Below are 23,440 nucleotides of genomic sequence, written 5' to 3' on the forward strand. Positions count from 1 at the left end.
CCGGCCCGGGGGCCGGCTCAGTCGCGGTCAGGGGCGGCCGGCCTGGAAGACGCAGCCGGCGTAGGCCTTGTTGTCGTACGAGATCACGTCGGCCCGATCGGTGGGCAGGCCCCGCAGAAAGGCTCCGGCGTACTGCCGGCCGATCAGGAAGGCGCCCCAGTTGAGCGCCCAGGAGGAGGGCCCGTCCACGCTCCGGTCGGGGAACGCCTCGGGGTACGGGGTGACGAGCTCCTGCACGATGTACCGGCCCCGCGCCGCCCCGTTCAGGGCGTCGGCCCACTCCTGGTCGCCCACGCTGCGGCCGAGCACGGTGCCGACGCCGCCGAGGCCGTGCGAGGGCTTGACGACGAGGTCCTCACGGTGCCGGGCGCAGTACGCGAGGAGGTCCACCTCTTCGCCGCGGACCTCGGCGGGACCGTCCCGGAGCTCGTGGGTCCAGGGCAGGAACCGTTCCACCAGGGCCTTCTCGGCCGGAGCGTAGGTGCTGCGGCACCGCTCCTCCCACAGCATGGCCAGCGCCCGCTTGTTCCCGTGCATGGAGGTGCGCAGCGGGGACACCACCGGCGTGCCGCACCGCGCGAAGGCGTCGAGGAGTTCCTCGGCCCGGGCGAGGGAGGCGGCGTCGGCGGTCAGCTCGCCGAGCGTGAAATAGCGGTGGACGACGTCGACGGCGCGGCCGTCGACGGTGATCCGGCCGCCGTTCTCCCGCACCTGGCCCGTGTGGCAGGGGACGGCCTCGACGCCGTACCGCTCCAGCAGCGCGGCCAGCGCGCGGATCTTGGGTTCCGTCTTGCGGTACCCGGGCCACCAGTCCATGAGCGCGACGGTGGGGGTGTCTCCGTCGCATCCGGCGTTCCTCGCCGTCGCGCGGAGGAGATCGGCGAGCGCGCCGACGGCGTCGGGGAACGTCAGGTCCTCCCTCGCCGCGAAGCCGGCCAGCCTCTCGTCCTCCAGCAGCAGCCGGTTGAGCTCGGGCGTGTCGAAGCCGCCGAGCGCGCTGCTGATGTTGAACTCCAGCAGCCGGAAGCCCGTCGCGTCGTGGTAGAGGTCCGCACGGCCGATCCGGGCGGGCTCGGGTACGGGGGGGCGCAGGGCGATCCGCGCCTGTTCGGGGCGCAGTCCCACGGCGGCGGCGAAGGCGTGCGCGTCGCCGTCGAAGAGCCGGTCGGGCAGCGAGAAGAGCAGGTCGAGCACGCCGTTGAGGTCGCTCTCCAGGCGCTCCACCTCCACCGCCTCCAGAAAGGCCGGGCGGGTCAGGAAGCGGTCCTCGAGCGCTCCGTGCACGGCCTCGAGCCGCGCCGGGTCCGGGGACTCGGGCCACACCGCGGCCGTGCCGGCGGGCGATCCGAGATAGCGCTCGGTCAGCGCGTTGCGGGCGAGGAGCGTGGGCAGGGCGGCGGTGGTCATCGGCCTTCTCGGCTCTCGGTGCTGTGCGGGGACGAGGGGTCGGTGCGGAGGGTGACGTGCGCGAGCGCGCCACGGGCACGGTCGAGCGCCTCGTCGGCCGTGGCGGCCACCGCGGTCACGGAGCCGCACCGGTCGCCGGACCCGCGCAGGGGGGACACGGTGTCCCCGGCCCGGGTGCCGGGGGCGACGGCCACGACGCCCGGCCCCTGGGCCGCCGTCTCCCAGCCGGAGACCTCGGTGGCGACACCGGGGGCGGCGGTCAGGAACCAGGTCGCGGCGGCGCCTGCCGGGTCCTCGGCCGGGGCGGGGGGTTCGACGCCCGCGATCTGGGCCGCCAGGAGGTCCCGGATGTCCACGCCGAGGACGTGGCGGACGAGGTCGACGATGCCGTCGCCACCGGGACGGTTGTGCGACTCGACGACACGGGGTCCGTTCGCCGTGAGGATGATCTCGGTGTGGGCGGGCCCCTCGACGAAGCCCATGGCGTCGAGGAACCGGCGGGTCGCCTCCTCGAGGGCGGCACGCTCCTCCGCGCCGACCCGGGCGGGGACGACGTGGCCGATCTCGACGGCGCCCGCCCCGGTGAACTTCTCGGTCAGGGCGAGGACGCGGTGCCGCCCCTGGTCCGTGAACGTCTCGACGCTGAACTCCGGTCCGTCCAGGAACTCCTCGGCGAGCATCACCCCCGGGAGGTCGCCGACGCGCGCCCGCGCTTCGGCGACGGCGTCCTCGTCCCGGACGATCGAGATGTCCGCGCTGCCGGAGCCGTCCCGCGGCTTGAGGACGACGGGCAGACCGACCCGGGCCACGAACGCGTCCACGTCCTCGGGCGTGCGCATCACCCGCGCCCGCACGGCGCCCGCGTCCGCGAGGGACTCCGCGCGCTGCCGCATCAGCGACTTGTCCTTGAGGATCCGTACGGTCTCCAGCGGGTTCCCGCCGAGGCCGAGGGTGTCAGCGATCCGGGCGGCGGCCGTCAGGAACCGCTCCCGCACGGTGACCACCCGACGCAGCGGCAGGACCTGGTGCATCGCCACGGCCCTGCGGACCCAGTCGTCCTCGGATCCGTCGGTGAGCAGCCACGCCTCGTCGCAGGCGTCGTGGTGCGCGGGGGTGAACTCGTCGGGCGTACCGCCGTAGACGACGTACATGCCGTGGTCCCGCAGGGCCTTCGGCAGCCGGGTGCCGCCGCCGAGGACCAGGACCGAGGGGCCCCGCTGTCGTGCTCCGGTCGGCCCGGGCGCCGCGGGTGCGGACGCGAAGGCGGTCATGCTGACTCCCGTACGGGTAGAGGGACGAGGGTGGGGTCCGGGGCGTCGGACCGGGTGGCGGCGGCGCGTTCGGCACGGCGGGCGGCCGCCGGTACGGCTGCGGACGCCGCCGCGACGACGAGGCCGAGCAGGAACCATCCGGAGACGGGCCGCCAGTCGGGCCCGTCGGCCAGGCACACGGTGGTGACCACGAGGGGGGCCAGCGCCGCGGTGGTGCCGCGGCCGAGGGAGAAGAAGCCCTGGTACTCGCCGTGCGAACCCGCCGGTGCGAGTTCGTAGCTGAGGCCGTAGCTGCCCGCCGACTGCCACAGTTCACCGGCGGTGTGCAGCACCATGCCGACGACGAGCAGGGCGAAGGCCAGGGGCGCGGAGCCGGCGAAGGCGGTGCAGGCGATCACCGCCCAGCCGGCCCACAGCACCCAGCCGGAGCGGCGTACCGCGGCGGCCGCGGCGGGCACCTCGCCCGTGCCCCGGGAGAAGGGGACCTGGAGGAGGACCACCAGGACGGTGTTGGCCATGATGACGGCGGAGATGCTCCACTGCGGGGCGCTGCTGTGCCCGGCGATCCACAGCGGCAGGGCGAGGGACAGCACGTCGTAGTGGATGCTGGTGATCCCGCACAGGATGGTGACCAGGGTGTACGGGCGGTCGCGCAGCACCGCGCGGCGCGGCGGCTTGGACGGTCCCCCGCCGGTGGGTTCGGCGGGTTCGGCGGGCGGGACGCGCAGCAGGGGCAGCGCGGCGCCCACGTAGGCCGCGGCGTTGACGAAGATCACCGTGAGGTAGGCGGTGCGCGAGTCGGCGGCCAGGGCGAGGGCGGCGAGCGCGGTGCCCACGCTCAGGCCGGTGTTGGTCACCGACTTGAGCATGGCGCGCAGCCTCACCCGCTCCTCGCCCTGGCCCACGTTCCCGATGACGGCGCCCCGGGCGGCGTTGCCTCCGCGTTGCGCGAGGGCGGCGACCGTACTGACCAGGGCGAACGCCCACAGGGAGTGCACCAGGGAGAACGCGGCGGTGGCCACGGCCTGGCCGAGCAGGGTGACCGCGTAGGTCCCCCGCGCCCCGAAGCGGTCGGCGATGCGACCGATCGGGACGGCGGCGGCCAGCCCGATCAGTCCGGAGACCGCCAGTCCCAGGCCGACCTTGGCGGGCGCGAGCCCTACGGAGCGGGTGAAGAACAGCGCGCTGACCGGCAGGAACAGGCCGCTGCCGGTCTGGCCCACGAGGGTGGACAGGGCCAGCGCGCGGGGCGCGCCCGGAGCCGGCAGCAGCGCCCGGATCCGGCCGCCCCGCGCGGCGGTCGGGTCAGGCACGGTCGCTCTCGTCGGCCTCGAGCTCGGCGAGCTTGTCCAGGACGAGTTCCGCGTGGCGCTCGGGGTCGGGCACCGGGTGCAGCAGGGCCCGTACGGTGCCGGCCCGGTCGAGGATCACCGCGGCGCGGGCGAACAGCGTGCGGTCGCCGGCCGTCACCTCGGCGACGCCGAGCGCCCGGCCGAGCGTCAGCTCGCCGTCGCCCACGAGCGGGTAGCCCAGGTCGCGGGTCTGCGCGAACTCGGCGAGATGGCCGGGGGCGTGCGCGCTGACGCCCAGCACCCGGACGTCGGCCCGCGCGAACCGGGCGGCGTTGTCGCGCACCGTGCACAGGCCGGTCGTGCAGCCGGCCAGCTCGGGAAGGACCTCGCCGATTCCCGGCTCGGTGATGAAGAACAGCGCGGTCCACCGGTGCTCGGGGGAGGGAACGGCGGTGGGGCCTTCGGTCGTCTCGACGGTGAAGTGCATGCAGGGTCCTCGGTGTGGGGGTGTACGGGTGCTGGTGGCGGTCAGACGGAGTCGGCGTACCGCTCGATCTCCCAGGGGGTGACGAGGCGGTGCCACGACGCCCAGTCGGCACGGGAGTTGCGGACGAGGGCGTCGGCGGCGAGGTCGCCCAGGGCCTCGCGCACGGTGCCGTCCTCCTCCAGGGCCCGCAGCGCGGACGGGAGGTCGGTCGGCAGCGCGAGGATGCCGCGCGCGGCGAGGTCCCGCGGGGTCAGCTGGTCGGCCGGCTCCTCGCACGCCTCGGGCAGCTTCAGGTCGCGGTCCTGGCCGTCGGCGAACGCGGCGAGGATACCCGCGAAGAGCAGGTGGGGGTGGGCGGACGGGTCGGGGCTGCGCATCTCCAGGCGGACGGAGCCCGGCACCGCGTTGTTCCCCACCACCTTGAAGGCCGTGGACCGGTTGTGCCGGGCCCAGCTGCGGTGCACCGGAGTGCCGGAGGCGGGAACGAGGCGCTTGTAGGAGTTGACGGTCGGGTTGCCGAGCGCCGTCAGCGCCGGCGCGTGCTCCAGGACACCGGCGAGCGAGCCGCGGAAGAGCGCGGACATGCCGTCCGGGTCGGTGCCGTCGTGGAACAGCGCCTCGGCGGATGCCCCGGTGCCCTCCAGGGAGACGTGGACGTGCAGGGCGTTCCCGTAGAGATGGGCGAGGGGCTTGGGCATGAAGACGGCGGTCAGGCCGCGGCGGCGGGCCATGACCCGTGCCGTGTGCTTGAGCAGAAGCAGCCGGTCCGCGGTCGACAGCGCGTCGCCGTGGCGGAAGACGAGCTCGCGCTGGCCCGCGCACACCTCGTGGTGGTGCCCGTCGACGGTCAGGCCCATCCGTGCCAGGGCCTCGGCGATGTCCCGGCAGACCTCGTCGGCCTCCTCGTCCACGCTCAGGTCCCAGTAGCCGGCGCCGTCGGCCGGTTCGCCCGCGGTGCCGGGGGCTCCGGGCCGCAGAAGGTAGAACTCGGCCTCGACTCCGAAGACGGGACGCTGCCCGCGGGCCTCCGACGCCCGGACCGCCCGCCGCAGCACCGCGCGGGGGTCCGCGGCGAACGGCCGGCCGGCGGTGTCCTGGATGTCGCAGAAGACCATGCCGACGGTGCGCCCGGAGGGAGTGGCCCAGGGCCGCTGCACATACGTCGACGGGTCCGGGACCAGCCGCAGGTCGCTGTGCTCGGGGTCGCCGTAGCCCAGGACCACGGACCCGTCGAGGGTCCAGCCGCCGTCGCGCACCTCGGCCCAGCGGGCGGCGGGGATCTCCAGGGTCTTGAGGCGTCCGGCGATGTCGGTGAAGAGCAGCTGGACGAAGTCGGCGTCCTCGACGAGGCGGGCGGCCGGTGAAGGTGCGGTCATCGCTGTGCTGCTCCCGAGGTGTCCAGGTGGTGCGAGCCGGGTGCGCCGGCCCGTGCGGTCGTGCGGCTGCCGGAGCGGGCCTCGGCCACCGCGGTGTCGTCGGCGTGCACGTCCGGCACGTACCGGGCGAGCACCCGGTCGGAGAGCAGGCCGAGGGAACTCAGGTTGGGGAAGCCCGGGCCCTGCGCCAGGGCGGCCAGGTTCGGCAGGTGCAGGGGTGCGGGCAGGCCGGGCACCGCGAGGGAGGAGTCGATGGACCGCTCGATCCTCTCGCGGGTCACGGCCCCGCCGAGCGCGGCCCGCAGGGCGTCCTCGGCCAGGGGGCCGAGCAGCCCGGTGAACCACAGCGGGTCGCCACCGGTGGCGTCGACGACCAGGTCGGCGCGGTGGAGCCGGTGCTGCTCGCCGTAGGCGATCTCCACCGCGACCTGGCCGTCGGCGGGGCGGGTACCGACGACACGGCCCGGTTCCCAGGAGACGTTGGTGGTCAGGGCGAGATCGCTCTGCACCTCCTGGGAGAAGACCGCGCGGTCGGTGCGCCGGATGAACTCCTGCCGGTCCGTCTCGGACAGGCCGGCCCAGCCGGTGGGGTCGCTGTAGTAGCGGTTCTCGAAGGGGCTCTCGCCCCGGCTGTAGAGCGTGGCCCGGGGAGCGACGACGGTGACCTTACGGTCCTGGCCCAGGGCGAGTTCGCGCACGATGGTGCCGGCGGTCTCGCCCGCCCCCACCACGACCACGGTCTCGGCCCAGTCCGGGAAGCCCTCGACGGCCATCTTCCAGAAGCCCGCGGTGTCCAGCACCCGGGCGCCGTCGGCCGGCAGGACGCCCGCGGCCGGGCCCGGTCCGGAGACCAGGAGGCCGGCGCCGTGCACCGCGAAGCGGTCCGTCCCGTCGTCGACGGTCAGCGCCCAGTCCCCGCCCCGCAGTTCGGCGGCGCGGACCTCTCCGATGACCGTGCGCAGGCCCGACCGGTCGGCCGCCCACTCCAGGTAGTCGGCCCATTCACGGTGGCTCGGCTGCGGCCGGCTGCGGTCGATCCAGCGCGCGTACAGCCCCCGGTCCTGCAGATGGCTGGCCCAGCTGAAGCCGGCCATCCGCTGGGCGATCTCGCCCGTGACAGGATCGTGGGACTCTCCCCAGGTGGTGCAGTCGTACGGGAAGCCGAGGTCCTTCTCGGGCAGGGTGCCGAGCCGCTGCCGGCCGTTGGTCCAGCCCCGTCCCGCCAGCCAGTTCGCCGCGGTGCGGTCGCGCTCGAGGGCGACGATCTCGGGGACGTCGAAGCCGACGGCGCGCAGCACGCTCGACTTCACCGCGAGGGCGACGGCCTTGGGGCCCGCGCCGATCACCAGGAGGGGAGCGCCGCCGTGCCGGCTCGTGCTACGGGTTCCGGCGACGGAGGCCGGGAAAAGCGTTGATGACTGTGACATGGTCGCTCCTGCTCAGAGGAAACGGGCGGGGTCGAACGCGGCGGGTATGCCGTCCCCCCGGCCGCCGAGAATCCGCTCCGCGAGTTGTTCCGGCATGACCTGCGAGTACGGCATGCCGTGGCCGTTGAACGCGGCCATCACCCACAGGCCGTCCGCGCCCGGCCAGGCGCCGACCAACGGGCAGCGGTCCGGGGTGAACGCCATGACGCCGCTCCACGCGCGGACCACCGGCACGCCGGTGGCCTCGGGCAGCAGGGAGGGAAGCGCCTCGGCCAGCCGGTCGGCCAGCTCCGGGGAGAAGGCCGGGGTGTTGCCGTCCTCCGGCAGGTCGATGCCCTCGTCACGGCCCGGGACGGTGTTGCGCAGACCGCCGATGAGCAGCGAGCCGTCCGGGGTCTGACCGCCGTACAGCAGGCCGCGGTCGAGCCCCCACTGCGGAATGCGGAAGGACACGGGTGCGGTCTGCACCAGCTGTCCGCGCACCGGGGTGATGACCGGGGCGAGCTCGGGCAGCAGCCGGGGCGTCCAGGCGTTGAGCGCGACGACCACCTGGTCCGCGATCACCTGGCCGGCGTCGGTGGTCACGAGCCATCCGCCGCCGGCGACCGGCTCCGCGGACGTCACCGTGATGCCGCACGCGAACTCCGCGCCGTGGCGCGCGGCCGCGTCCGCCATGCCCCGGACGTACGCCACCGAGTGGACCGCGTCCTGGTCCGGCCGGTGGAGCCCGCCCAGGACGGTGTCCGGAAGGTCGGTGCCGAACGCCTCGCGCGCCGCCGGGAGGTCCAGCCAGTCGGCGGCGATGCCGTCCGCGCGCAGCGCCCCGGCGGTCCGCTTGAGTTCGGCCGCCTCGTCCTCGGTGACGGCGAGGTCGAGCTTCGTGGTGGGGAAGCGGGTCGCCTCCAGTCCCTCGCGTGCGGCGACTTCGCGCACCAGGTCCCGGTTGACGAGGGTGGCCCGGTAGATGGCCAGCGCCTCGTCGTGCCCGAACTTCTCGATCGCGAGGGCGTGCTGGGCGTTGCCGCCCTGGATCAGCCGTCCGGCGTTGCGGCCCGAGGAGCCCATGGCCGGGGCGGGGTTGCGGTCCAGCACCAGGGGCCGGTGCCCGGCCCTGGCCAGCCAGTAGGCGAGCGTGGAGCCCATCACGCCGGCGCCGAGCACGCAGACGCCGGTGCGTCGCGGCAGGGCCGCGCCGCCGGTGGTCCAGTCCGGGCCGGTGGCCAGCCAGTAGGAGTCAGGAGATTGCATGGGAGTCCTTGTCGGGATGCCGGTGGTCATCAGGTCCAGCACTCGGAACTGGGCAGGCGGCGGGCGGGCGGCTCGCCGGGGGCCGCCGGGGAGGTGACGACGGAGACCGTCGCGGCGATGCGCTCGGCCCGCTCGACGGCGGCCGCCGTGTCGTCCCCGACGGTGATGACGTAGCCGAGGCGGTGCAGATTGGTGGTGACCGGTTCGACGACGTCGCCGGGCCGGGTCAGCAGGACGAGCCGCTCGCGGGCGGGGTCGAGCCGGGCCGACGCCTCGGCGACGCCGTCGATGCGGCGGACGACGCCGGGCTCGCCCGTGAGGAAGCGGATCGCCGCGCCCGAGGTGAACGCGGTCCGCTCGAGGGCGTCGAGGTCGACCGGCCGGCCGAGCGCGAGATCCGCCGCGATGCCGTAGACGTCCACCCCGCCGGCGAGCCGGGCGAGGTCCAGGATGCAGTCGCCGGCGGGCCGGGGGTTGACCTCGATGATCCGGGGGCCGTCGGCCGTGAGGATCATCTCGGTGTGCGCGATGCCGTGGTCGTAGCCGACGGCCTTCAGCGCGGCGGCCGCGATGTCGCGCACCTCCTGGTCCAGGCCGCCGCCGAGACGGGCCGGCATGGCCTGACCGAGCTCGACGAACGCCTCGCCACGGGTGCTGAGCTTCTCGGTGCAGGCCACGGCCACGGTGCGGCCGTCGACGGTGACCGTCTCGACGCTGATCTCCTCACCGATCAGCTCCTCTTCGGCGAGGAGGCTGCCGGTCTTGGTGAACGGCGCCGCCGCGTCCCAGGCCGCGTCGAGCTCGCTCGCGTCGCCGGCCCGCACCACACCGCGCCCCGCCGAGGAGTCGGCGGGCTTGACGATGAGGGGGAAGGCGAGGCCGGCGACCGCCGCCTGCCGGTCCGCCGTGGCGGTGACGGCCGCGTCGAGCACGCGGAAGCGCGGCCCGGGCACTCCGGACGCGGCGAAGCGCTCACGGGCCCAGGTCTTGTCGGTGAGGTTGCTCAGGGTGCTCGGCGAGCAGCCCGGCAGGCCGAACTCCTCGGCGAGCCGCGCCACGAGGGGCAGGGTCGAGTCGAGGAAGCCGATGACGCCCTTCTCGCCCGGAGCCGCGGCCAGCGCGGCGCGGCAGGCCTCGTACACCTCCTCGGCAGGGCGTTCCGGCGAGAGCGGAATCTGCTGGTCCGCCAGCCTGAGGTAGGCGGCGGTGGCGCTCTCCGCGACCGCCAGTCCGAAATCCGTCCGGGCGGCCCACGAGGACAGCGCCTGCTCGCGCAGGCAGCCCACACGGACCAGCAACAGGAGGGCTTTCGCGTCCATTGCCACAACTTTCGTTCAAGAGAGGTCATTTGACAGCACAAGTACGGATCGGCGGGTTGGATCATGAACCCGCCGCTGGCGCGATGTCAACGAATAGATGAACAAACCGCACATGTCACCTGAACATCAGGTGAACACCGATGGATAGAGATACGTCCCGTTGTCATGTCGGACGGCGGATCATGGACGCTACAGCGCCCAAACCTCCCCGTTGGCGGGAAAAACGGCCAGGACCATGGCCTCTTTAGGTGACGGGGTCATGACCGTGAGAGATGTGGAATCATCTCTTCCGAGAGCTGCGGGGCGTCCTGACGGCATGTCAGACGCGAGGAGTCGCAAGAGGTGTCGGCCGCAGGTCGGACGGGAGACGAGGCACTGATGACAGGCCGACGGGCGGCGCGCCAGGGCATGCCGGGGTAACAGCGGGTACGGCGGGGCGCTCCCCCGGCCGTCCAGGGCGCCGGGAGGGGGGAACCGGTCCGGCGGTCAGCCGCCGAGCGCCGCGCGGTGGTCGCGCGCCAGGCCCAGGTACATCGCGGCGTTGATCCTGATGTGCTCGCGCTCCTCGTCGGTGAGCTGCCGCCGCACCTTGGCGGGAACTCCGGCGACCAGCGAGCCGGGCGGCACGACCATGCCCTGCGGGACGAGCGCCTGGGCGGCGACGAGCGAGCCGGCCCCGATCGTGGCGCCGTTGAGGACGGTGGCGCCCATGCCGATCAGGACGTCGTCCCCGACCGTGCAGCCGTGCAGCACGGCGTTGTGCCCGACCGTCACCCGCTCGCCGACGGTCACGGGGAAGCCCGGGTCGACGTGGACGGTGCAGTTGTCCTGGATGTTGCTGTCGGCGCCGAGGGCGACGGGGCCGCAGTCGGCGCGCAGCACGGCGTGGTACCAGACGCTCGAGCCGGCCGCCAGGGTGACGTCCCCGAGCACGACGGAGGTCGGCGCGGTGAAGGCCTCCGGGTCGACGTCCGGCTCCTTGCCGCCCACTCCGGCGATCAGCGCCCGCTCCGCCATGACCCTCTCCTCACCCCGTACCGGCCTGCTGCAGGGCACGGTAGTGGGTGGACACCGGCGCCGCGCCCGCGTGGGGCCAAGATCACACGCGAACGGCCCCCGGCCGGAGCCGGGGGCCGTCGTATGCCCTGCCGTGGTGCGCGAAGCGGTGCCGCCTACTCCGCCGCGACCGCCTCGGTCTCGGCGGGCCGCCCGGCGGCCTCGGCGGCGTCCTGCGCGGCCCCGGCCCTCTTGGCCTTGATCCGCATCACGACGAACGAGCCCAGGCCGAAGAGCAGGGCGGCGACCAGCCCGAGCCAGGAGAACTTCTTCAGCCACTCCTCGGCGACCTTGCCCACGGAGTAGATCACCGCGACCGTACCGCCGGCCCAGACGATGCCGCCGAGGACGTTGGCGATCAGGAACTTCCAGTACGGCATCCGCAGCACGCCCGCGAGCGGGCCGGCGAAGATCCGCAGCAGCGCGATGAAACGGCCGACGAAGACGGCCCACATGCCCCACTTCTGGAACGACCGCTCGGCGGTGGCCACGTGGTGCGGGCCGAAGTGCTTGGGGAACTTGCGGCCGAGCCAGTCCAGCAGCGGCTTGCCGCCCTTGCGGCCGATGAGATAGCCGATCGAGTCGCCGATGATCGCGCCGGCGACGGCGCAGGCGCCCAGGACGTACGGATTGATGTGGTCCTGCGTGGCGGCGAGCAGCGTGGCGCTGACGAGGACGATCTCACCGGGGAGCGGGATGCCCAGGCTCTCCAGCCCGATGACCCCGCCCACCAGGAGGTAGACGGCGATCGCCGGAACTGTCTCGAGCCACTCCTGGATGTGCAACGCCGGTTCCTCCCGGTTGAACGACCTGCTTCCCGCCGCGCGCCGGCACGGCGCACCGCAAAAAGCCTACTGGAGGTAAGGACACCCGAAGAGGCTCCGCGGTTGAGGCGGGGCGACACTTTGTTCGGTCACACGGCCTGCGCCCCTCCGGCCGCCGGCCGGCCCGTCGCCTCCGGTGCCGCGCCACGCCACGCCACGCCACCTGCGACGATCACATCCGGCACGCGAACGACGTGATGCAACGCACAGGCCGGAGGAGACACGGTGACGGCCCTCCCGTAACAAGGGGGAAGCCCCGAAGCGCACCCGCGCTTCGGGGCTTCCCCCTTCTTTCCTACCGGGCCGGTTCTACGAGTTGGGCCGCAGCGTCCACACGACGGTCATCTCGCCGGTCACGGCGCCGTCCTCGCGCGTGATCGAGATGTGCACCGGGAACTCCGGCCGCTCGCCGGCGTCCAGCTCGGCGATCACCTCGTCGGCCGGGCGGCCGAGCACGGCGGTGGCGGTGACCGGGCCCATGGCGAGCTTCTTGTAGCCGATCTCGGCGCGCACGGCCAGCGGGACGGCGCGGGAGAGCTCGGAGCCGAAGGCGGCCAGGACGATCGCGCCGCTGGCGGACTCGGCGAGGGTGAACATCGCTCCGGCGTGCGGGCCGCCGACGTGGTTGTGGTACTCGGGCTGGTCGGGCAGGTGGATGACGGCGCGCTCGGCGGTGATCTCACCGAAGGTCAGGTTGAGCGTGCGGACCATGGGCACGGTGGCCGCGAGGGCCTCGCCGATCGAGGGCAGGGTTTCGGACATGCCGGTAAGTTACCAGTCAGTAGCACACCCGGGAAGGGGTACGGATCACAAGCCCCGCCGCACCCTCTAGGGTTATCCGCCATGTGGCCAGGACAGCAGTCGCCCGGGGGCGAGCAGAACCCGCAGGACCCCAACCGGAACCCGTACGCGCAGCCCGGTTACCCGCAGCAACCGAACCCCTACCAGCAGCCGGGATACCAGCAGCCGAACCCCTACCAGCAGGGCGGACAGCCGCCCGGGCCGGCGGGGCCGGTAACGCCGCCCGGGCAGTGGGCCGGGCCGGGCGCACCCGGCGGGTCGCAGCCGCCGGGCGACGGCCGCAACAAGCGCACCACGGTGATCGCGATCTCGGCGGCCGTGGCGGTGGTGATCGCGGCCGGGGTGACCGGCGCGGTCGTCCTCACCGGCGGCGAGAAGGACGACAAGACGACGACCGAGGCCAAGGAGAGCGCCAAGCCGTCGGCGTCCTCCCCCGCCTCGTCCTCGCCGGGCGGAGGCGGCGAGGACAACCCGCGGGCGGGCGGCGACATCAAGCCGGTCGTCAGCGGCTGGAAGGTGGTCCAGAACCCCAAGCGGCACGTGGTCTTCGACGTGCCCGCCGAGTGGAGCGTGGCGTCCACGGGAAGCGGCGTGGTCGTTCCGGACGACACCGGCAAGGACAAGGACGGCATGGCCGAGGCCATGTCCTCCCCCGCCTACTTCCAGGAGACCCGGTGCGTCAGGACGAACGACAAGGGCATCCAGCTGAACCACGAGGCCGGCATCACCGGGGCCAAGGGCGCCCAGGGCGCCAAGAACCTTGAGGAGGCCGCGGAGAACGCCGCCGCGAGCTGGGCCTGGGCGATGTTCGACCAGAAGAAGCAGGGCCACCTCAACATCGGCAAGCCCTCCGCCTTCAAGAGCGACCACGGCATCACCGGCTTCACCGCGATGACCACGGCCACCGACGTCCCCAAGAGCCACAAGTGCTCCAGCGACGGCAAGGCGTACGCGGTGGCCTACAAGGACGACACCGGCGACCTCAACACCTGGATCTTCGCGGGCATCAAGTCCGAGAAGGACGAGGTGCCCGAGGAGACCATCAAGAAGATCATGAGCACGCTGCGGCCGCTGAAGTCCTCCTGAGGGCCGCACTCCTTCTGAACCGGCCCTCGCCGTCAGCCGATGCCGAACGAGCCGCCCGGCGGCTCCGGCGAGGCGACCGCGTCCGCGTCACCCACCGGCACGGCCCCCGCGGCGAACCGCGCCAGCCCCGGACCGTCCTCGACGCGGGCCGGGAAGGCGTCGGCGGCGGCGCGGCGGGCGAGCACGGCGAGGGGCAGCTCGGTGTCCGCCGCCACGAGCACGGCGTTGCCGAAGCGGCGGCCCCGCAGCATCGGGCCTTCCGCGATCAGGCACAGGTGGGGGAAGACGGCCGCGTACGTGGCCACCTGCCCGCGCAGGAAGTCGAACGGCGCGCCGTCGGCGAGGTTGGCCACATAGCGGCCGCCGGGGCGCAGCACGCGCGCGGCGGTACGGGCGTACTCGAGCGAGGTGAGGTGCGCGGGCACGCGCGAGCCGCCGAAGACGTCCGCGACGATCACGTCGGCGGAGTCGTCGGGGGCGGCCTCCAGCGCGGCCCGGGCGTCCCCCGCCGTCACCTCGACGCCCGAGCCCTCGGGCAGCGGGAGGTGCTCGGCGACCAGGGCGATCAGGCCGCGGTCGGCCTCGACCACGCGCTGGCGGGAGCCGGGCCGGGTGGCGGCGACGTAGCGGGGCAGGGTGAGCGCCCCACCGCCCAGGTGCAGCAGGTCCAGCGGGGCGCCCGGCTCGCCGGTCGTGTCGAGGACGTGGGCGAGCCTGCGGGCGTACTCGAACTCGAGGTGGGTGGGGTCGTCGAGGTCTACGTAGGACTGGGGCGCGCCGTTCACGGTCAGCAGCCAGGCCCGCTGCCGGTCCACGTCGGGCATCAGCTTGGCGGTGCCCCAGTCCACGTCACGGCTCACGGGTATCGATGCGTCCACCCGTTCATTGTCGGGGATCGCGGGCGTCCTTCGTCCCGCTAAGGGGGCTCTCCGTCGGCGGCGTGCTGCGCCAGGCCGAGCCGGAAGCCGTCCATCCATGTCTGGGTCATATGGCGGATGACCATCTTCAGCTGCTGGGCGGTCAGTACCTTCTCCAGATGCCCTTGCCTGAGCGCGAGCCGCGCCCGGCGTTCGGCCGCCACGAACAACGCCATCTGATCAGCCCTTTCGAACGCCCCTTCCCTCCGCTCTTCCATGGCAGCAACCCTAGGACGGGCCCTGCGCCAGGGCACGTGAGTTTCGGCCCGCGCGACGGCCGGCGTCGGTTACGCTCCTTCGATGCTCGACACCGCCGTTCCCTCCCCGGGCCTCGCCGCGCGCTGCGTACGGGCGCTGCGCTCGCCGTGGTTCCGGCTGGGGCTGCTGCTCGCGCTGCTCGGCGGCGCGGTGGCGGGCGTGCTGGTCCTGCGGCCGGAGCGGCTGCTGACCGGCGGCTGGCCGACGCACCTGTCCGGCGGCAGCGCCCTGGTGCTGTTCGCGGCGGCCTACGGGCTGTGCACGGCGGCGTTCGTGCCGCGGCCGGTGCTCAGCATCGCGGCGGGCGCGCTGTTCGGTGCCCCGCTGGGCACGGCGGCGGCCGTCGTGGGGACGGTGCTGGGCTCGGCCGTCTCGTTCGGCCTGGGGCGGCTGCTGGGGCAGGAGGCGCTGCGGCCGCTGCTGCGGGGGCGCTGGCTGAAGGCCGCCGACCGGCAGCTGAGCCGGCACGGCTTCCGGTCCATGCTGGCCATCCGGCTCTTCCCCGGAGTGCCGTTCGCCGCGGCGAACTACTGCGCCGCCGTCTCCCGGATGGGGTGGCTCCCCTTCCTGCTGGCGACGGGGGCGGGTGTCGTCCCCACCACGGCCGCCTATGTGATCGCGGGCAGTCACGCCACGTCGCCGACCTCGGTGCCGTTCCTGGGGGCCATGGCCTTCATCGCCGTCACCGGCATCGCGGCGGTCGTGGTGGCCTGGTGCAGGCGGGGCCGTGGCCGGGCCGGACGTGGCGGAAGCGACGGAAGCGGCCTGGAAGGCTGATTCGGGACGATCCCCCGCGTCGCCCCGAATCAGCGGCACAGCGGCGTCCGCCCTGCTCAGCGGGCGGGACAACCGACTGTCCCCTGAGTATATTGGCTCGGAGCCAGTCAACGCAGGAGTAAGCGCATGTCTCCCCGCAGCGCGGCGGTCAACGAGGAGTTGCGCCGCCGGTCCCGAGAGCGGCTGTTGCAGGCCACCGTCGAGCTGGTGGACGAGCGCGGGTACGAGGCGACGACGCTGGCGGACATCGCGGACCGGGCCGGAGCGGCACGCGGACTGGTCTCCTACTACTTCCCCGGCAAGCGGCAGTTGCTGCAGTCGGCCGTGCACCGGCTGATGCACCGGGAACTCGCCGCGGGCCTGGAGCGGGAGCCCTGCACCACGGACGGGCGCGAGCGCCTCGCGCGGGCCATCGACGCGATCCTGGGGCTCGCGCGGGACCGGCCCCGCCTGATGCGCACCCATATGGCGGGGATGCTGACCGCGGAGGGCTTCATCCAGTGCCCGGAGCAGCAGCGCCTGGCGTTCCTGCTGCGCGACACCGTCGCGCGCTACGGCTCCGCCGACCCGGACACCGACTACCGCATGCTGCGCGCCCTGTTGATGGGCGCGGTCGTGGCGATCCTGCTGCCCGGTGCGCCGATGCCCGCCGAGCAGCTGCGGGCCGAGCTGTTCCAGCGCTACGGGCTCGCCTGGGGGCTCGGCGTGCCCCCCTCGGCCGAGCCGCCGGCGGAAGGCTTCTGAGACCCGCCGCGCCCGGTCCCCCGGTGGCCGCGGCCCACCTGCCGTCCCCCCGTTCCCCGTGCGATGCTGGAGTCACTCGCGGGACCGCGCGGGAAGGAGCCCTTCGTGCTTCGTGTCGCAGTCGTCGGATCGGGACCGAGCGGCGTCTACACCGCCCAGGCCCTGCTGGAACAGCAGACCGTCCCCGCGGTGACGGTGGACGTGCTGGACCGGCTGCCGTGCCCGTACGGGCTGGTGCGCTACGGCGTCGCCCCCGACCACGAGAAGATCAAGTCGTTGCAGCGCAACCTGCGCACGGCCCTGGAGCGGCCGGGCGTGCGCTTCCTGGGCAACGTCCCGGTCGGGGACGGGCCGGGGGCGCTGTCCCCGAGGCTGCTGCCGGAGCTCTACCACGCGGTGGTCTACTGCGTGGGCGCGGCGAGCGACCGGCGGCTGGGCATTCCCGGCGAGGACCTTCCCGGGAGCTTCTCGGCCACCGAGTTCGTCTCCTGGTACAGCGCCCATCCGGACGCCGCGCCGGGCGGGTTCGTGCTCGCCGCCCGCTCGGCCGTGGTCATCGGGGTCGGCAACGTGGCCGTCGACGTGGCGCGGGTACTGGCCCGCGGCGCGGACGAGTTGCGGCGCACGGACGTGCCGGACGCGGCGCTGGCGGCGCTCGCCGACAGCCGGGTGACGGACGTCCACATGGTGGGCCGGCGCGGCCCGGCGCAGGCGAAGTTCACCACCAAGGAGCTGCGCGAGCTGGGCACGCTGCCGGGCGCCCGGACGCTCGTGACGCCCGGCGAGGCGGCCCTCGACCCGGCCTGGGCGGATCCCTCGGCGCTGCCGGCGGCCGTGCGGCGCAACGTGGAGGTGCTGCGGGAGTGGTCCACGGCCCCGCCCGCGGGCAGCGGGCGGCGGATCCGGATGCGGTTCTTCCTGCGGCCGGTGGCGTTGCTGGGCGACGACGCCGTGCGCGCGGTGCGCTTCGAGCGGACGGCCGTCGACGAGCGGGGCGCGCTGGTGGGGACCGGCCGGTACGAGGAGATCGAGGCGCAGTTGGTGCTGCGGTCGGTGGGCTACCGCGGTGTGCCGATCCCCGGGCTGCCGTTCGACGCCGAGCGCGGGACGGTCCCGCACGACCGGGGCCGGGTGCTCCGGGAGGGGGCGCCGTCGCCGGGCGAGTACGTCGCGGGCTGGATCAAGCGCGGGCCGACGGGTGTGATCGGCACCAACCGCCCGTGCGCCAAGGAGACGGTGGCCTCGCTGCTCACGGACGCCGAGGCGCTCATGGCCCGCCGGCCGGCGGACGACCCGGCGCGGGCGCTGCGGGCGGCGGGCGTGGAGCCGGTGGAGTGGCCGGGCTGGCTGGGCATCGAGGCGGCGGAGGCGGCGCTCGGCGAGCGGCTGGGCCGGGGGACGGTGAAGATCGCCGACTGGGACGGGCTGCTCGCGGCCGCGCGCGGACGGGACTCCTGACCGGACCCCGTCCGCGCGGACCGTCTCACCGTCCGTCCCCGGACGGGGCGATCAGACCTGCGCGGGCAGGTGGGCCAGGAAGTCCAGCAGCGCGGCGTTGACCTCCTCGGGGCGCTCCTGCTGGGTCCAGTGGCCGCAGCCGGGAAGGGTGATGCTGCGGTGCAGCCTGGGGGCCGTGACCTTCAGCGAGTCCAGCAGCTCCGCGATGCCGGGGAAGGACCGCACCAGGTCGCGGTCGCCCGCCATGAACAGCGCGGGGACGTCGATGACGCGGCCGTCGAAGGGGGCGAGGAGCTCCCAGTTCCGGTCGATGTTGCGGTACCAGTTCAGGCCGCCGGTGAAGGCGCGCTCGCCGTGCTCGTCGAACTCGCGGACGAAGGCGTGGATGTCGTCCTCGGACAGCCAGGAGGGCAGCCGGTCCGGCTCCCGCATGGTGTCCAGCAGGCTGGCGCCCTCGGGGACGACCCACGGGCGGGGCGGGGCGGTCGCCGGGCTGTCGCCCGAGGCGCCGAACAGGATGCGGCGGAACGTACCCGCCGGGTCCTGCGCCAACTCGCCGTCGGCCAGGCCCTGTTCCTGGAAGTAGTTCTGGTAGAACCCGTCGCCGAGCAGCTCCCGCAGGGCGGCGAGCGGGGAGACCGGGCCGCGCGGGACGTGCGGGACGCTCAGCCCGGCGACGCCGCGTACGACGTCGGGGCGCAGCAGGGCCGTCGTCCAGGCGACGGGCGCGCCCCAGTCGTGGCCGACGACGACGGCGCTCTCCTCGCCCAGCGCGTGGATCAGGCCGATCACATCGCCCGTCAGGTGCAGCAGGCTGTAGGCGTCGACGTCCTCCGGCTGCTCGCTGCGGGCGTAACCGCGCTGGTCGGGGGCGACGACGCGGTAGCCCGCCTCGGCCAGCGGGCCGAACTGGTGCCGCCAGGAGTACCAGCATTCGGGGAAGCCGTGCAGGAGCAGGACCAGCGGCCCGCGCCCCTGTTCGGCGATGTGCAGTCTGACGCCGTTCACCTCGACGAAGCGGTGCTCGACCGCGCTGACGTGTCCGCTGGTCACGTGTCCTCCTGACGTCGCCCTGCCGGGCCGTTCGATACGCCGTCAACGACGCCCGCCGCCACCTTTGTTCCTGAAGATGATCGACGAATCGCATCCGGCCTGAGAGAGTGCTTGTATGACACAGCGGAATGTACGCGCCGACGGTGCCGGTGGTCAGGATGCCCTCGTCCGCCGCGCGAAGGAAGAGGCGGTCCTGCGGCTGGCCGGGCGACGGAACGTCGATCTCGACCTCGGGGCCGTGGCCGACGCCTCGGGCACCGAAATCACCCGGCTGCGCGAGCACTTCCCCGACGAGGAGGCGCTGCTGACCGCGCTGATCCTCGACGCCTACAACGCGATGAGCGACAGCGCCGAGGCCGGGGCCGCCCGGGCCGGGGCCGCGGGCGCCGGCCTGCTGGAGCGGTGGGTCGCGGTCTGCGCTGGCGTACGGGGCTGGGCGCTCGCCCACCCCGACGAGTACGCCCTGATCTGGGGGCAGCCGGTGCCCGGCTACAGCGCTCCCCCGGAGACGATGGCCGCCGGCGCGCGCACGGTGCTGGCCCTCGTCGCGGTCCTCCGGGACGCGCAGAAGGAGGACCGGCTGGTGGAGCACGCGGACGGCCCGCCGCTGTCCGAGGGCATGCTCCGCACCACGGAGAGCCTCGCCGCCGGGCTGCTGGAAGGATTGCCCCACTCCACCATCGCCCGCATGCTTGTCATTTGGACCCAGCTTCACGGTATGGTCGGATTCGAGGTGTACGGCCACATCGCGGGCGTCGCGGCGGATCCCGCCGCCTTCTTCGAGCACGCGGCCGCGTCGATGGGCGAGTTCGTCGGACTGCCCCGCTGACCCGCCGGCCACCCACCAGGGCCGTCCGGCCCCTTGCAAGCCGGTCGTCAGCAGCATGTCAGCACACTTGCCCATAGTCGGCGTCACAACGTTTTTCTCATGAGGGAGACATGTGATGCTCGCAGCCGAACAGACCGTGCTGGACTGGCCGTTCCCCCGGACGGCCTCGGGCTGCCCGGCTTCGGTGCTCGCCGAGCTGCGTGAAGGTCCGCCGTGCGCGGTACGACTCCCGGCCGGCACGGCGGAATCACGACGCGCCTGGCTCGTCACCAAGCACGCCGACGTCCAGCAGGCGCTCAAGGATCCACGGCTGAGCGCCGACGAGCTGCTGCCCGACGCCCCGGTGCGCATCCAGGTGCCCCCGGGGCAGCGGCCGAGTTCCTTCCTGCGGATGGACGATCCCGAGCACTCCAGACTCAGAGGGATGATCGCCACCGAGTTCACCGCCCGCCGGGTGAAGGGGCTGGCCCCCGCGGTGCAGCGGCTGATCGACGATCTCCTGGACGACCTGGCCGGCCGGCCGCAGCCGACCGATCTGCACGACGCCTTCTCCCGGAAGCTGCCGACGCTGGTCATCGCCCGCCTGCTGGGGGTGCCGGACGAGGACTCCCCCTACTTCATCGAGAAGACGCAGGTCACCATCTCCCAGGGCGACCCGGAGCGTTCGTACGCCGCCTACCAGGACATGACGCGCTACCTGGGCGAGCTGGCCACCCGGAAGCTGACCGAGCCGCAGGACGACCTGATGAGCCGGCTGGCCACCCGGCACCTGGCGACGGGCGCCATCGACCTCGACGAGCTCGTGGGCATCGCCCGGCTCGTCCTGGTCGCCGGCCACGAGACCACCACCAACCAGATCGCCCTGAACATCCTCAGCCTGCTGCGGGACGACGAGCTGCGGGCGAAGGTGCTGGCCGACGACGGCGCGCGCATCCCCCGTTTCATCGAGGAGTCGATGCGCTACTGGTCGATCTCCCAGGACGCCATCGTCCGGCTGGCCGTCGAGGAGTTCGAGCTCGGCGGCGTCACCATGCGCGCGGGCGACGCGGTGGTCATCTCGATCCCGGCGGCCAACCACGACCCCTCGGTCTTCCCCGACCCCGGCCTTCTCGACGTCGACCGCGACACCAGCAAGCACATGCAGTGGGGCAACGGGCCGCACTTCTGCCAGGGCGCCCCGCTGGCACGCCTGGAGATGGAGCTCGCCCTGCGCGGCCTCTTCGGGCGCTTCCCCGACCTGCGCCTGGCCACGGACGACCCCGACAGCCTGTTCCGCATCGGCACGGTCTTCCACGGAGTCAGCCGCCTGCCCGTCACCTGGTGACCCCCGGCGCCTTCCAGATCTCCCCGCGGCCCGGGCCCTTCCGGCGCGCCACGGGACCGACGAAACCCCCGGTCGAACCCAGCAGGAGTAACAGCGGATGAGCGCTGACACGTACACGCAACCCGCCGAGACGGCCGTGGAGGAATCCACGACGGCGGCCAAGAGCCCCTCCTGGGGGGCGCTCGCGGTGGTGATGGTGGGAACCTTCATCACCGTCCTCGACTACTTCATCTCCAACGTCGCCGTGCCCTCCATCCAGAAGGACCTGGGGGCCAGCTCGGCACAGGGCCAGATGATGATCGTCGGCTACGGCGTGGCCTTCACCGCCGGAATGATCACCGGCGGCAAGATCGGCGACCTCTACGGCCGCCGCCGGATGTTCGTGCTGGGCCTGGCGCTGTTCACCCTGGCCTCGGCCGGCTGCGGGCTCGCCCCGTCCGCCGAGGTCCTCATCGGGCTGCGGGTCGCCCAGGGCGCCGCCGCCGCGCTGATGGTCCCGCAGGTGCTGGGCATCATCGGCTCGGTCTACGACGGGCCCAGCCGCGGCAAGGCGTTCACCGTCTACGGCCTGGTGGTCGGCCAGGCGGCCGTGTTCGGCCAGGTGATCGGCGGCGTGCTGATCACCGCCGACGTGGCGGGCCTGGACTGGCGGTCCATCTTCCTGATCAACGTCCCGATCGGCGTGGTGGCCCTGGCCTACGCCACCCGGGTCATCCCCGAGTCCCGGGGTGCGGACGGGGCGCGCCTGGACGGCCTCGGCGCGCTGCTGACGACGGCGGCCCTCGTGCTCGTGGTGTACGCGCTGGTGCAGGGCCGCGAGGAGGACTGGCCGGCCTGGAGCTGGGCGTGCCTGGGCGGCGGCGTGGTGCTGTTCGCCGCGGCTGTGGCCCATTTCCGCCGGCGGGGCGCCCAGGGCCGCAGCCCGCTGATCGACCTCACCCTGTTCCGGGTGCGCAGCTTCTCGGTCGGCCTGTCCGCCACGCTGTCGTACTTCCTGGCCATGGGCTCGTTCTTCTACCTGCTCGCGCTCTATCTGCAGCAGGGCCGGGGGCTCACACCGCTGGAGTCGGGCCTGCTGTTCTTCGCGCTCGGCGCGGGCTTCTTCGGCTCCTCGCTGATGTCGCCCAAGATCGGCGCCCGGGTGGGGCAGCAGCTGCCGGCCGTGGGCACGCTGACGCTGGCCGTCGGCTATGTGCTGGTGGGGGTGACGGTCGCGGAGTCGGGTGAGAGCACCTCCGTGCTCTGGCTCGTCCCCTCGCTGATCATCGCCGGCGCCGGCATGGGAATGACCACCGGTCCGCTCACCAACACCGTGCTCTCGGGCATCGACCCCGAGCACGCGGCCTCGGCCTCCGGAGCGCTCAACACGGCTCAGGAGGGCGGCGCGGCCATCGGCGTCTCGATCGCGGGCACCGTCTTCTTCCCCGCGCTCGGCGCGGCCCTGCCCGGCGACTACCCGCACGCCTTCGACATGGCCCTGATCCCGCTGGTGGCCTTCTGCCTGACGTCCGCCGCCCTGATGCAGCTGCTGCGCCGCCGCGCCGCACGCTGACCCCGAGGGGGCCCGGCCGGAGCACCGGCCGGGCCCCTTCGGCCACGACCCCTGCTACGACCCGGAGGCCCGCCATGCCATTCGTCGGCACAAGGGACGGCACGAGACTCTTCTACAACGACTGGGGCACCGGCCGGCCGGTGATCCTGCTCGGTACGGCCATGATGAACTCCCGGATGTGGGAGTTCCAGGCGCCCTACCTCGTACGGCACGGAATGCGGTGCGTCACCTACGACCGGCGCGGCTGCGGCCGTTCGGACTGGCCGTGGGACGGCTACGACTACGACACCCTGGCCGACGACCTCGCGGACCTGATGGAGCACCTGGACCTGCGCGACGCGGCCCTCGTGGGCTACGCGGTGGGCGGCGGCGAGGCGGTGCGCTATCTGACCCGCCACGGCGCGGACCGCGTGGCGCGGCTGGCGCTCGTCGCCTCGACCACGCCGTTCCTGATGAGGACCGAGGACAACCCCGACGGCCTGGACATCGCCCTCTTCGAGGAGATGGCCGGCGCGATGGCCCGGGACCGGGCCGCCTGGATGACCTCCCTCGGCGCGTCGTTCTTCGGCGGCCCGGAGGCCGGCGAGGACGGGCCGGCGGCGGTCTCCCCGGAGCTGGCCGACTGGATGACGCGCATCGCCCTCGACTCCTCGCCGCGGGCCGCGGCGGAGATCTACCGGACGCTGTTCACCGAGGACCAGCGGGCCGAGGTCGCCAAGGTGGGCGTGCCCACGCTCGTCGTCCACGGCGACGCCGACGCGGGCGCCCCCTTCCCCCTGTGCGGCCCCAGGACCGCGGACCTCGTCCCGGACAGCGCCTTCCTCCGCTACGAGGGCGCGGCGCACGGCCTCTTCGCCACGCACGCGGACCGGCTCAACGAGGATCTCCGCACGTTCCTGGCGGCATGACCGCCGAGAAGCCCCCGGGGCCCGTG

22 protein-coding genes are annotated in these 23,440 nt (G+C 73.5%); 8 read left to right on the plus strand and 14 right to left on the minus strand.

Annotated elements, in window-relative coordinates; all coding sequences use genetic code 11:
- Nucleotides 1-27: 27 nt before the first annotated feature.
- From J1792_RS26010 to J1792_RS26060, 11 genes are all read right to left on the minus strand, one after another.
- Nucleotides 28-1,407, minus strand: coding sequence for a glutathionylspermidine synthase family protein (locus J1792_RS26010; RefSeq protein ID WP_086571643.1), 1,380 nt, complete (start codon nucleotides 1,405-1,407; stop codon nucleotides 28-30).
- Complete coding sequence (locus J1792_RS26015) at nucleotides 1,404-2,678, minus strand: ATP-grasp domain-containing protein (RefSeq protein ID WP_086571644.1); 1,275 nt, start codon at nucleotides 2,676-2,678, stop codon at nucleotides 1,404-1,406. The genes J1792_RS26010 and J1792_RS26015 overlap by 4 nt, the downstream gene beginning before the upstream one ends.
- Nucleotides 2,675-3,991, minus strand: coding sequence for an MFS transporter (locus J1792_RS26020; RefSeq protein ID WP_086571646.1), 1,317 nt, complete (start codon nucleotides 3,989-3,991; stop codon nucleotides 2,675-2,677). Before J1792_RS26020 ends, J1792_RS26015 begins: the two co-directional genes overlap by 4 nt.
- A complete protein-coding gene (locus tag J1792_RS26025) occupies nucleotides 3,984-4,457 on the minus strand; it encodes a redoxin domain-containing protein (RefSeq protein WP_086571648.1) in 474 nt (157 codons plus the stop codon). The genes J1792_RS26020 and J1792_RS26025 overlap by 8 nt, the downstream gene beginning before the upstream one ends.
- A 41-nt stretch (nucleotides 4,458-4,498) precedes the next feature.
- On the minus strand, nucleotides 4,499-5,833 hold the full coding sequence (locus tag J1792_RS26030; protein ID WP_207248324.1) for a glutamine synthetase family protein: 1,335 nt from the start codon (nucleotides 5,831-5,833) through the stop codon (nucleotides 4,499-4,501).
- Nucleotides 5,830-7,260: a SidA/IucD/PvdA family monooxygenase gene (locus J1792_RS26035; RefSeq protein ID WP_086571652.1), complete on the minus strand. Its 1,431-nt coding sequence runs from the start codon at nucleotides 7,258-7,260 to the stop codon at nucleotides 5,830-5,832. Before J1792_RS26035 ends, J1792_RS26030 begins: the two co-directional genes overlap by 4 nt.
- Nucleotides 7,261-7,272: 12 nt before the next feature.
- The gene (locus J1792_RS26040) at nucleotides 7,273-8,508 is read right to left on the minus strand and encodes an NAD(P)/FAD-dependent oxidoreductase (protein WP_179198962.1); all 1,236 of its coding nucleotides are present in this window, start codon (nucleotides 8,506-8,508) and stop codon (nucleotides 7,273-7,275) included.
- 29 nt (nucleotides 8,509-8,537) lie between these two features.
- Nucleotides 8,538-9,827 carry an ATP-grasp domain-containing protein gene (locus tag J1792_RS26045; RefSeq protein ID WP_086571656.1) on the minus strand — a complete coding sequence of 430 codons (1,290 nt, stop codon included), beginning with the start codon at nucleotides 9,825-9,827 and terminating at the stop codon, nucleotides 8,538-8,540.
- Between the two features lie 486 nt (nucleotides 9,828-10,313).
- On the minus strand, nucleotides 10,314-10,844 hold the full coding sequence (locus J1792_RS26050; RefSeq protein ID WP_086571658.1) for a gamma carbonic anhydrase family protein: 531 nt from the start codon (nucleotides 10,842-10,844) through the stop codon (nucleotides 10,314-10,316).
- Nucleotides 10,845-10,999: 155 nt separating this feature from the next.
- Complete coding sequence (locus J1792_RS26055; RefSeq protein WP_086571660.1) at nucleotides 11,000-11,668, minus strand: DedA family protein; 669 nt, start codon at nucleotides 11,666-11,668, stop codon at nucleotides 11,000-11,002.
- A gap of 348 nt (nucleotides 11,669-12,016) precedes the next feature.
- Nucleotides 12,017-12,469, minus strand: a complete 453-nt coding sequence (locus tag J1792_RS26060) for a DUF4442 domain-containing protein (RefSeq protein WP_086571662.1) — start codon at nucleotides 12,467-12,469, stop codon at nucleotides 12,017-12,019.
- Nucleotides 12,470-12,550: 81 nt separating this feature from the next.
- Between J1792_RS26060 and J1792_RS26065 the strand changes: the two genes are divergently transcribed.
- The gene (locus J1792_RS26065; protein ID WP_086571664.1) at nucleotides 12,551-13,594 is read left to right on the plus strand and encodes a DUF8017 domain-containing protein; all 1,044 of its coding nucleotides are present in this window, start codon (nucleotides 12,551-12,553) and stop codon (nucleotides 13,592-13,594) included.
- Nucleotides 13,595-13,626: 32 nt separating this feature from the next.
- Here J1792_RS26065 and J1792_RS26070 read toward each other — a convergent pair whose 3' ends face one another.
- Complete coding sequence (locus tag J1792_RS26070) at nucleotides 13,627-14,472, minus strand: spermidine synthase (RefSeq protein ID WP_207248325.1); 846 nt, start codon at nucleotides 14,470-14,472, stop codon at nucleotides 13,627-13,629.
- A gap of 38 nt (nucleotides 14,473-14,510) precedes the next feature.
- Entirely contained in the window at nucleotides 14,511-14,729 is a 219-nt protein-coding gene (locus tag J1792_RS26075; RefSeq protein ID WP_086571667.1) for a hypothetical protein, read from the minus strand.
- An 82-nt stretch (nucleotides 14,730-14,811) separates the two neighbouring features.
- Between J1792_RS26075 and J1792_RS26080 the strand changes: the two genes are divergently transcribed.
- The 3 genes from J1792_RS26080 (at nucleotide 14,812) to J1792_RS26090 (ending at nucleotide 17,748) form a co-directional block, all read left to right on the plus strand.
- Nucleotides 14,812-15,546, plus strand: coding sequence for a TVP38/TMEM64 family protein (locus J1792_RS26080; RefSeq protein WP_086571669.1), 735 nt, complete (start codon nucleotides 14,812-14,814; stop codon nucleotides 15,544-15,546).
- Between the two features lie 126 nt (nucleotides 15,547-15,672).
- A complete protein-coding gene (locus J1792_RS26085) occupies nucleotides 15,673-16,290 on the plus strand; it encodes a TetR/AcrR family transcriptional regulator (protein ID WP_086571671.1) in 618 nt (205 codons plus the stop codon).
- Between the two features lie 105 nt (nucleotides 16,291-16,395).
- Nucleotides 16,396-17,748 carry an FAD-dependent oxidoreductase gene (locus J1792_RS26090; protein ID WP_086571673.1) on the plus strand — a complete coding sequence of 451 codons (1,353 nt, stop codon included), beginning with the start codon at nucleotides 16,396-16,398 and terminating at the stop codon, nucleotides 17,746-17,748.
- Between the two features lie 51 nt (nucleotides 17,749-17,799).
- Here the strand turns inward: J1792_RS26090 and J1792_RS26095 are convergent, their stop codons facing one another.
- Complete coding sequence (locus J1792_RS26095) at nucleotides 17,800-18,801, minus strand: alpha/beta fold hydrolase (RefSeq protein WP_086571675.1); 1,002 nt, start codon at nucleotides 18,799-18,801, stop codon at nucleotides 17,800-17,802.
- A 115-nt stretch (nucleotides 18,802-18,916) separates the two neighbouring features.
- Between J1792_RS26095 and J1792_RS26100 the strand changes: the two genes are divergently transcribed.
- From J1792_RS26100 to J1792_RS26115, 4 genes are all read left to right on the plus strand, one after another.
- The gene (locus J1792_RS26100; protein WP_086571677.1) at nucleotides 18,917-19,630 is read left to right on the plus strand and encodes a TetR-like C-terminal domain-containing protein; all 714 of its coding nucleotides are present in this window, start codon (nucleotides 18,917-18,919) and stop codon (nucleotides 19,628-19,630) included.
- 115 nt (nucleotides 19,631-19,745) lie between these two features.
- Nucleotides 19,746-20,954, plus strand: a complete 1,209-nt coding sequence (locus J1792_RS26105; RefSeq protein WP_086571683.1) for a cytochrome P450 — start codon at nucleotides 19,746-19,748, stop codon at nucleotides 20,952-20,954.
- Nucleotides 20,955-21,051: 97 nt separating this feature from the next.
- A complete protein-coding gene (locus J1792_RS26110) occupies nucleotides 21,052-22,506 on the plus strand; it encodes an MFS transporter (protein WP_207248326.1) in 1,455 nt (484 codons plus the stop codon).
- A gap of 74 nt (nucleotides 22,507-22,580) precedes the next feature.
- Complete coding sequence (locus J1792_RS26115) at nucleotides 22,581-23,414, plus strand: alpha/beta fold hydrolase (RefSeq protein ID WP_207248327.1); 834 nt, start codon at nucleotides 22,581-22,583, stop codon at nucleotides 23,412-23,414.
- Nucleotides 23,415-23,440: the final 26 nt, after the last annotated feature.

It is taken from the genome of Streptomyces triculaminicus, from assembly GCF_017349075.1.
Classification (GTDB): Bacteria; Actinomycetota; Actinomycetes; order Streptomycetales; family Streptomycetaceae; genus Streptomyces; species Streptomyces triculaminicus.